Here is a 9,843-nt window from a genome sequence, read left to right as displayed (position 1 = left end):
GGTTCAACAAGCCTACAAACCATTCGACCAAAAGACTTGTATATAAGAGATTTAGGCTATTTCGACTTACATGACTTACAGAAGATCCATGATAAAGGAGCTTACTATATCTCACGTTTGAAATTAAATTCTCGAATCTATCGTAAGAATGATAAGCCAGAGTGTTTTCGAAATGGGACCGTGAAGAAAGGATCACTCTATATTCAGTTAGATATGGAAGAACTCATGAATCAATTGTCCCCTGGTCAAACAATGGAGATTTCAGAGGCATACATTGGACAGTATCAAAAATTACCAGCTCGTGTTATTATTCATCGATTAACAAAGGAACAAACAGAGAAAAGGTTGAAGGAACAAGCCAAAAAAGAAAAGAAGAAAGGTATTACCTACAAAGAACGAAGTAAGCGATTGAGTGGGATCAATGTGTATATTACGAATCTTCCTGCAGAAAATGTTCCAACGGAACATATCCATGACTTGTATTCATTACGCTGGCAAATTGAAATTTTGTTCAAAACATGGAAATCTTTCTTTCAAATTGACAAATGCAAAGAAATCAAAAAAGAACGCTTAGAATGCCATTTATATGGGCAACTCATTAGTATTTTACTCTGTTCATCGACGATGTTTAAAATGCGTCAATTACTCTTGGATAAGAAAAAGAAAGAGTTAAGTGAATACAAATCCATCTATATGATAAAGAATTATTATCTAATGTTTTATGAGGGACTACAGAAGGGCAGCCATGAATTATTAAAAGTTTTACTGCGTTTGTTTTACCTTTTAGAAAAAAACGGAAGAAAATCGCACCGGTACGAAAAGAAAACCGTCTTTGATATCTTAGGTGTTGTGTATGATTATATGTTGTCAAAAAGTTTCAAGGCTGCATAATATTTTTTAAAATGCCTAGTTAATAGGTTTATTTGTTATGCCTATCTTTAATACAGTCGTAGTAATTTAAAGGAATAATCCTCACATATAACCCCTTAGTACCCTTAAGTTGATGGCAATGGGGCGCTACCCCTAGTTGAAAAAACGAATGTAACTTAATACATATTAAGTTACATTCATTATCCTTTAAAATCTTTGATTAGCCCAAAACCGTATGGGATTGTTCCTCTTTCAAAAATAAGTTACATTCAATTCGTTAAAAATATGTTTCTGGCAATTAATTGATGTATATTTTGGCAGTATGTTTATTATTTTTATATGAATCATTACTCAAGGAAAAACTGTATAGATTCTAATATTTATACATATTTGTTAAGTTATCCTTACTGTACTAATGGGGCAGGATAGTTGAAGAAGGAATTTGTATTTACTTCTAGAATATACATTTTGTATTTACTTCTAGAATATACATAATTAGGGAATGTGAAAGTGGGAGCTTAAATGGATAAGGGCAGTATTTTCGCCTTGCTCGGCTCCAATGGGGCGGGCAAGACAACGGTTGTCAAAGAAGATTACTTACGGAATAATGGTGACTTTGAATTTGATGAAACTGAGAATAAACGTTCGATGAACATATGGCTCTATGCTAAGTGCAGGACATATCTCGATTCTGATCACCCGTGAGTCATCTTTTTGATTACCAATATTCAGTCTCTTTAATGCATCGAACACTTTCAAGCATTGATAACAAAAGAGAATTTGTAGAACAATAGGGCTGATAAAAAAGTAAAGTGAGGGAAACCAAATGAAAAAGATTACAACAGAAAATTTTAGTTCGTCAGAAGATATGAAGAAAATGAGAGATTCATGATGGGATAAAACAACAGAGGTTTCTCCGAAACAGGGTTGCGCAAAATGCGCAACGTGCTGGCACGCCATGTCGATTCCGGGAAGATTCCTGGGCTTGTCGCCCTAGTCAGCCGGAACAATAATTTTCATTCTGTTCCTAAAAAATAAAAAGGGGTAAAAATTATGAACCTTCATTTTGAAGTAAAAGGTATTGGTAGACCAGTTATTTTTCTACATAGTGGAGCTATGGATTCTCGCGATTGGCAGTTTATTGCGCCACAGATAGCTGAGAAATCTTTTCAAGTAATTACACTTGATTTACGAGGTGCTGGAAAGTCTCCTGTTCCAACTGAGCCTATTGATTACGTAAAAGACCTAAGAAGCATTTATGATCAACTAGATATGAAAGAGGCAGTATTAGTAGGGCATTCCCTAGGCGGGCAAATTGCTACTGACTTTACACTAGCTTATCCAAATAAAGTATCTAAACTTATATTGATTGCTCCAGGTCTCTCTGGCTATCAATTTTCTTCTGAGTATCGAGCACTGGAGAGAAGGGCTTCGAGCGCAATTCCAGATGTTGAAAAGATGATAGATATTACATTAAGTGAATCTTCTTGGAGAATTCCAAACGGTCCAACGAATCAATTGCTACGTCAGATAATGAGGGATAATATTCTATTTACTTGGGGAACACACGAAGTAGTTTCCTATTCTGCTATAGAAAGATTACATGAGATAGATGTAAGTACATTGCTATTGATTGGGGATAATGAATTGGATGATCTGTTTCAAATTGCAGAACGATATAAAGCAGTCCCCGATATCCGTGTAGTTCATATAACCAATGCAAATCACATCATGACTTTAACACATCCAGAAGAAATTTCTAAGCATATAACCGACTTTTTGAATTAGTATCATTCCGTTCGAAAAAATAGGTAGGACAGATTTGGGGCTCGCACTAGTCAAGCGATTAGTAGAGGAGCGGCAGGGGATGATTAAGATAGATGAAAATAAGAGTCAGAATGGGACGGAAGTCGAGATTGTATTCCCTCTTTACGACAACAGAGAGGATGAAACGTAAAAGTATAAGGAGTTTATTTGGTTGAAAAGAAATAGAAAATTTGAGGTGAAAACTTGTCTACTTGCAACGAATATTGAACCTTATTATAAGTAAATAAATTGGAGCCTTTCGAGTAAAGGTTTTCTCAACAATAGCCTACACCAAATAAATGCTGAGACGCTACAACAAGTGTATTTTTTGACATGATGTATAAATTTCTAATGAATTAAGCTAATTCCCCATTTCGGGGATTTGGGCAAAAACACCCTGTATTATGTTTATAATAAATTCTTTCACACAAAGGAGATTATACCTATGTCATTTGAACAAACATTAGAAAAGTATGCGCTCTTGCAGTAAATGTCGGTGTTAATATTCAGCCTGGACAAATATTATTTATTAATGCGCCACTTGAGGCAGCCCCATTTGTCCGTCTTGTTACAGAAAAAGCATATAAGTCAGGTGCAAAACATGTATATGTAGATTGGAACGATGAAATCCTCACACGCTTAAAATTTGATTTAGCTCCTGAAGAAGCATTCCCAGAATTCCCTGCTTGGAAGGCGCATGCACGTGAAGAATTAGCAAAAGAAGACGCTGCATTTATGTCTATCTATGCAGAAAATCCAGATCTATTAAGAGGTGTAGATGCAAAACGAATTGCAAGTGCTCATAAGGTTGCTGGAGAAGCAATGAAAGTATACCGCGATTATTCACAAGCAGATAAAGTAAGTTGGTGCATTATCTCTGTTCCTACGAAAGAATGGGCAGCAAAGGTGTTCCCTGATGTTACATCAGAAAAGCAAGAAGAAAAGCTATGGGATGCAATTTTCCAAGCAACTCGTGCAAATCTAGAGAATCCTGTGGAAGCATGGAAAAAACATGATGAAACATTACATAAAAAAGTAGATTATTTAAATGAAAAACATTATAAGGCGCTTCATTATACAGGTCCTGGAACAGATTTAACAATTGAACTTCCAGAAAAACATATATGGGCTGGAGCTAGTAGCTTAAATGAAAAAAATGTACCATTTATGGCTAACATTCCAACAGAAGAAGTATTTACAATGCCATTAAAAACAGGTGTAAATGGGCAAGTATCAAGTACAAAACCATTAGCATTTGCAGGTAACATTATCGATAACTTTACACTTACATTTGAAAATGGACGTATTGTAGAATATAAAGCTGATGTTGGTGAAGAAGCATTAAAGCATTTAGTTGAGACAGATGAGGATTCTCATTTCTTAGGGGAGGTTGCATTAGTACCTCATGATTCACCAATTTCTAATACAAATATTTTATTCTATAATACGTTATTTGATGAAAATGCATCTTGCCATTTAGCAATTGGGCATGCTCATGCAACTAACTTAATCGGTGGTAAGACAATGACAGAAGAAGAGTTTGCAGAAAATGGGGCAAACTCTAGTATTACACACGAAGACTTTATGATTGGTTCTGCCAAGATTAATATTGACGGCATTACAGCAGATGGCACACATGAACCAATTTTCCGTAAAGGAAACTGGGCGTTTTAATAATAAGTCACAAAAAAAGTACTGTCTCCTGAAAGAAGGCAGTACTTTTTAAATTTTCTATTCTCTTTAACCCTCACCATTTTACTCCTTTTTATAAAAAACAAAAAATCCGATTTCGAATGAAATTGGAAATAAAATTAAGTCTATGACCTATTTTTACAAGTATCTCGGCTGTATCCCCCATATATGCAATTTATCATAAAAAAATCACGCAAATTATCTCCTAAAGTGACACCCAAGGAAAATGTTGCATATATGTTAATTTTTGCAACACTTATCTTGGACCTACTTTACGCTTAGAGTAGTAAAATTAATGTTTTTTCTGTCGAAATTGCTTAGCGTATATTTCCGTTAAATTGTGGGCTGTACCCCATATAGGGATCGTTTCTTCTATTGGTTGAGGAATTTTCTGTAAATCAATTACATAATCCTCAAAGCGTTTTATATGTCTAGTCATATAAAGACTTTGTTTTTCTACTAATATCAGCGTAGCTGCAATTTCTCCCCGCCGTTTAGGGCCACAACACCATTTCAGGAAAATTGTACGCTAAGAGTTCATAACCCTGTTATAACGGGTTTTATCCTATCTCAACTTGTGTTCAGAAACATAAAAGCTACAGGTTAATATGGACATTGATTTTGAAATGAGTTTATGAACAAATTTATCACGTAAAACGTTGATATAATTATGTTTTATACCTATGTTCAATAACATAATGAATTACCTGAACATATAAGTGATCGCGATGCGATCCGATCCGTTATTATACATTATCAGATGAAGAATTAAAGATTATTCACCAACAGCGTGGTGCTGCAAACCGTTTGGGCTTTGCGATCCAAATCGCTTATTTACGTTTTCCAGAATGTCCTTTAGCATCCGGCGAAAAAATCCCAGAGTATCTCGTACAGATTATTGCTAATCAGATTGGCATTGTACCTTCTGCTATACATAACTATGCGCAAGGTCGTGATGTAACCAGGCGAGAACATCTTAGTAAAATCCGAAAAGAATTTCATTTTCGTTCTTTTACAATCCGAGAATATCGGGAATTAGCACAATAGCTTCTTCCGACTGCGCTTGGAACTGACAAAGGTTATCTGCTAGTAGAGGCCCTTATTATAGAAATGCGCAAACGAAAGATTATTTTACCTGCTATGTATGCAGTGGAACATTTAGCATGGGCAGTTCGTGAGAGAGCACAAAGACGAACATTCAAGCAACTAGTTCAAGGTCTTTCTCCCCATCAGGAGAGACAATTAGATCAATTGCTCTATGTAAGTCAACCAGGAAAACAATCCGATTTATCCTGGCTTCGACAACCACCTGGTGTTGGTTCTATTAAAAATTTTCATGAACTAATGGATCGATTGGAATATATCCAAAGACTAGCTTTACCATTAGATAATGGACGAGAAATACATCAAAATCGACTATTACAAATGGCACGTGAAGGATCACGTTATTCTACCCAGCATCTCTCTCGTTTTTACACCTTAAAACGACATGCCACCTTAATGGCATTTCTCATTCATATCTATGCGTTTTTAACAGATCAGGGTCTACATATGAGTGAGAAATTAATTGGAAGAATTTTTAATCGTGGCGAGAAAATACATAAAGAAAGTTTTCAAAAGGATGGAAAAGCCATTAATGAAAAAGTACGACTGTATGCAAGAGTAGGAAAAGCGTTAATCGAAGCAAAAGAAGAGAATTTAGACCCGTTTGAATTCTTACAATCTATCATTTCGTGGGAACAGTTTATTCAAACCGTGGAACAAGCGGAAGAATTAGCAAGACTAGTAGAATTTGATTACCTTGATTTATTAGATAATTATTATGGTCAATTGCGTAAATTTGCACCACGGTTACTCAAAACATATGTTTTTCAAGCATCTCATGCGAGGCAGTCTCTTTTACAAGCTATTGAATTATTAAGAGAAGCTAACGATTTGAAGAAACGAAAAATTCCTGAAATAGCTCCTACGAATTTTATCAAACAGAAATGGACAAAACATATATTTAAAGAAGATGGCATTGTGGCGGGATCCCTAAAAGTACATATACACTTTGCTTGTTTTTACATATAATGGTATAATTCTAAGGAGTTCACAGTGAGTGATCTATGTTCTACACTAACGGATTGGGGTGATCTTATGAAAAAGATAATTGGATTAAGTTTTATTCTATTTGCTGGTATCACGTTATCCGGATGTTCAGCTATAACAGAAAATTCTTTGAAAAAAACTGGAGACGGAAGTATTGAATTATTAACACCAACGATTACAACAAAAGATAATCAATTAGAATTTATGACTGAGGGGATTGATGAAAATAAAGTGACCTTTATTTTTGTTGCCAATAAAAAAGTATTTGAACAAAAAATAAAAAATGGTGAATCCTACAAACTTAACATTAAAGGTATCAAAGATGCTCATAGGACGGACTACAAGCCAAAAGTTCAACTTTTGCAAACTAAAGATGATACTGAAAATGGAGACATGGTAAACTTTAAACAAGTTAGATATACAGTTGAAAAAGATTAGTTTTATAGTTATTTAATTTCAATTTGGTTGCAGTTCGAATGTTTAATAGCTTTGGTTCACCAGAAGGTTACGATTATTTATCTAATGTTAGGTCATTTGGCGATACTGTTATGAGCGGTCTGTTTTAATTTTTTTAACTAAATAGCAAAAAAATTTAAAAACTTTATACAAAAGTCTTTTTTAAGTTGGGAATCCCTAGTAATATCTAATTTAGAGATGTAAAGAAAGGGGAATCTGTACAGATGTGGAATACCTTGAAATGATTATTTAATTGGATAGAGACAGTGGCGGTCTTTGATTCTTAAGGATGCGTTTATTTGTCTATCTTAAATCATTCAAGGGATACATGGTGTGGACAATTAAATTCCCATTGCCTAGCAGATACCTTTGTATATCTGCTTTTATTTATGGGTAAAAATACATCTCTATTGACACAATCATAGAGTCCCTAAATCGGGGGGATTTTAATGAAAAGTCAGTATGAAAAAGAAGAAGCACTAACAGGAGGGAATGTCTCCAGTGTATATCGTTTTGGAAATACGGTTCGACGAGAATTAAAGCCTGATAGTGTTAAAATTCATACGTTGCTAAAACACCTTGAAAAAAAAGGCTTAAATAGTGTGCCAAAGTTTCTAGGTATTGATGAAAAAGGGAGAGAAATCTTATCCTTTATCAAAGGAGAAGCTGGCAATTATCCGTTAAAAAAATATATGTGGTCGGATGAGGCTTTAAAAGAGATCGCAAAAATGCTTCGTCTCTATCATGATGCAGTGAGTGATTTTCCAATGGAAGAACGTTGGCAACCCATTGATAACACCCCACAGCCATATGAGGTGATGTGCCATAATGATTTTGCCATTTATAACATAATTTTTAATCGCGAAAAACCAGTAGGTGTGATTGATTTTGATTTGGTTGCTCCTGGTCCAAGACTTTGGGATATCGCTTATACGCTTTACACTTGTGTTCCTTTAAGTAGGCGTTATCATACGGAAGAAGGCGAAGCTATTTATTATGATTCGTTAAAAGATGCTGAGCGAATCAAACAAAGGGTTAAACTGTTTTTTGATTCCTATGGTATGAAGGGAATAGAAAAAGGGTTTTTAGAAATGGTATTGCTACGGGTAGAAGGATTATGTAAAACCATACAAAGGAAAGCTAAAGAAGGCGATATGGCGTTTCAAAAAATGATCGACGAAGGACATTATGATCATTATCAAGAGGAACTTCGATTCATTCGTGAACACGGAAAAGAGTGGATTTAAGAGAAAAGTCTTGGTGAACTAACGGAGTGTAAGCGTGAAAAAAGGGACCATCTTTTGATGGTCTCTATTTAATCGGCTTATTTTATATCGAAATTTGCTTAGTATACGTTAAAACAAATATTGTAAATGAATATAATCTAAAACGTTGAAATATTGCTGTTTTGGTAATTTGTTTTTGGTTTAGCTTTTTTTATAAAAAATCTATTTATAAAGCGGAATGTAAAAGCACCACTCAAGATCACCAAAAACGGTCATCTTCGGTTGATACATCCTTTAGCGTAAGGAAATTACAGTTTCACATTCTAATAAATGTCATAGCGTATAATTTTTACGTTTTGTCGGCGAGACCTCAGTTACACTGACTTATAGGACTGTCCTATTATTTATGTTATGTTTAGTAATTGAAAAATATAAATTTTGGATTTGTTGAGCTGTTCTTTTGATTTAAAATGAGAAGTAATGTCCTGAAAAATATAAAGAGTATAATGGTTGAAGAAATGAATGGTTTTAAAGATGGGAGATTATGATTATGAACGAAATGTTTAAAACAAATATTTTTTGTAGTTCACCACTAAATCAAATAAAGGTAAAGAAAAAAGAAATAGATACTATGTTCCCAATGCCGATATTTGATCAGATTGTTAAAGAAAAAATTAAGGTTGATTTTGTACACATATCTGTGGAGGAAGTCTTATTTTCTGTAGAGAATGAAAAATTAGCAAAGGCAATTACAATTATTGAACAGTTAGACTATATTCCTGAAATCAGTCCAGGGTGTATTAAGGTAACCATAGAAGGAGCAGCTGAATTTTCTGGGGTGCCAGGAATCGTATCACAAGTCAGTTCTGCTTTATGGAAAAAAGGTGTGCAAATCTTACAAGCAGCTGATAGTTATAAGACGATTTGGGTTCTGATAAAAGAAGAAGATAGAAAAGTAGCAGTGGATGCATTATGGGAAGCTTTCAATGAATTGAACAGATTTTGTAGGGAAATAAATAAAGATAAACTAAGTGCTGTGCCGTGTTAAAAGATATTACTGTGAATTTGAAATAAAGTCACGATGTTCATAAAAAAGTTGCAATACTTTACCTTTCATGCCCATCAACTTAAGAATTTATAACGTCCCAAAAACAGGGGAGCAAACTACCTCAAAAAAACAAAGGGAAACTGTTTAATGCTCTTTGTTTCAATTTGTTAGAATGTTGTAAAATATATATACGATTACCAGTACAATGAGAACCAACATACATCCAGGTCTCCCTATAAATGTACGGTCAAAAATGTCATTGGAGTCATCCTTCTGTCTATTATGCAAAATATTCCCTCCTTTTTTGGTATTTATCACCATGATATTAATCATAGAAAAAATTAACGAGCAAAAAGGTGGCCATGTTAATGATAAAGAGTGGAATAAGAATTGAAGACTATAATCCAGAATGGTCAATTATTTTTAAAGATTTAACATATTTCTAAAAGAATTCCCCTTCCTCAAGGAATGAGAAGGGTGAAGCCCAATGAGTAGGGAGGGGATGGATTTTGGTTGGCGTAAGCCAAAGGATTGAAAAAGGAATTTCCTCGAATCAGATAGAATGTATGTAAAGAATGATTTGGATCTCAAAGTTATCGTTTGCTGGCTGTGGGCGGTGCACCATTAGAAATGCTAAAACAATACATCGAAACA

The 9,843-nt window shown here is 34.5% G+C and carries 5 protein-coding genes and 2 pseudogenes; all 7 read left to right on the top strand.

Features of this window, described 5'->3' with window-relative positions:
* On the top strand, positions 1-891 hold an 891-nt coding region (locus BR72_RS16765; RefSeq protein ID WP_035434709.1), incomplete at its 5' end, for an IS4 family transposase.
* 1,032 nt (positions 892-1,923) lie between these two features.
* Entirely contained in the window at positions 1,924-2,658 is a 735-nt protein-coding gene (locus BR72_RS16755) for an alpha/beta fold hydrolase (RefSeq protein WP_035434705.1), read from the top strand.
* A 463-nt stretch (positions 2,659-3,121) separates the two neighbouring features.
* Positions 3,122-4,350, top strand: a pseudogene (locus BR72_RS16750) (aminopeptidase).
* Positions 4,351-5,106: 756 nt separating this feature from the next.
* A pseudogene (locus BR72_RS16745) lies at positions 5,107-6,390 on the top strand (DUF4158 domain-containing protein); the annotation flags it as partial.
* 117 nt (positions 6,391-6,507) lie between these two features.
* Complete coding sequence (locus BR72_RS16740) at positions 6,508-6,897, top strand: hypothetical protein (protein WP_035434708.1); 390 nt, start codon at positions 6,508-6,510, stop codon at positions 6,895-6,897.
* Positions 6,898-7,364: 467 nt separating this feature from the next.
* Positions 7,365-8,162: a phosphotransferase gene (locus BR72_RS16735; RefSeq protein WP_035434702.1), complete on the top strand. Its 798-nt coding sequence runs from the start codon at positions 7,365-7,367 to the stop codon at positions 8,160-8,162.
* Positions 8,163-8,691: 529 nt separating this feature from the next.
* Entirely contained in the window at positions 8,692-9,189 is a 498-nt protein-coding gene (locus tag BR72_RS16730) for an ACT domain-containing protein (RefSeq protein WP_051957344.1), read from the top strand.
* Positions 9,190-9,843: the final 654 nt, after the last annotated feature.

Source organism: Bacillus sp. UNC322MFChir4.1 (genome assembly GCF_000746135.1).
Lineage (GTDB): Bacteria > Bacillota > Bacilli > Bacillales > Bacillaceae_G > Bacillus_A.
The sequence above is the reverse complement of the archived record's forward strand: the minus strand, read 5'-3'. Positions and strand labels throughout refer to the sequence as shown.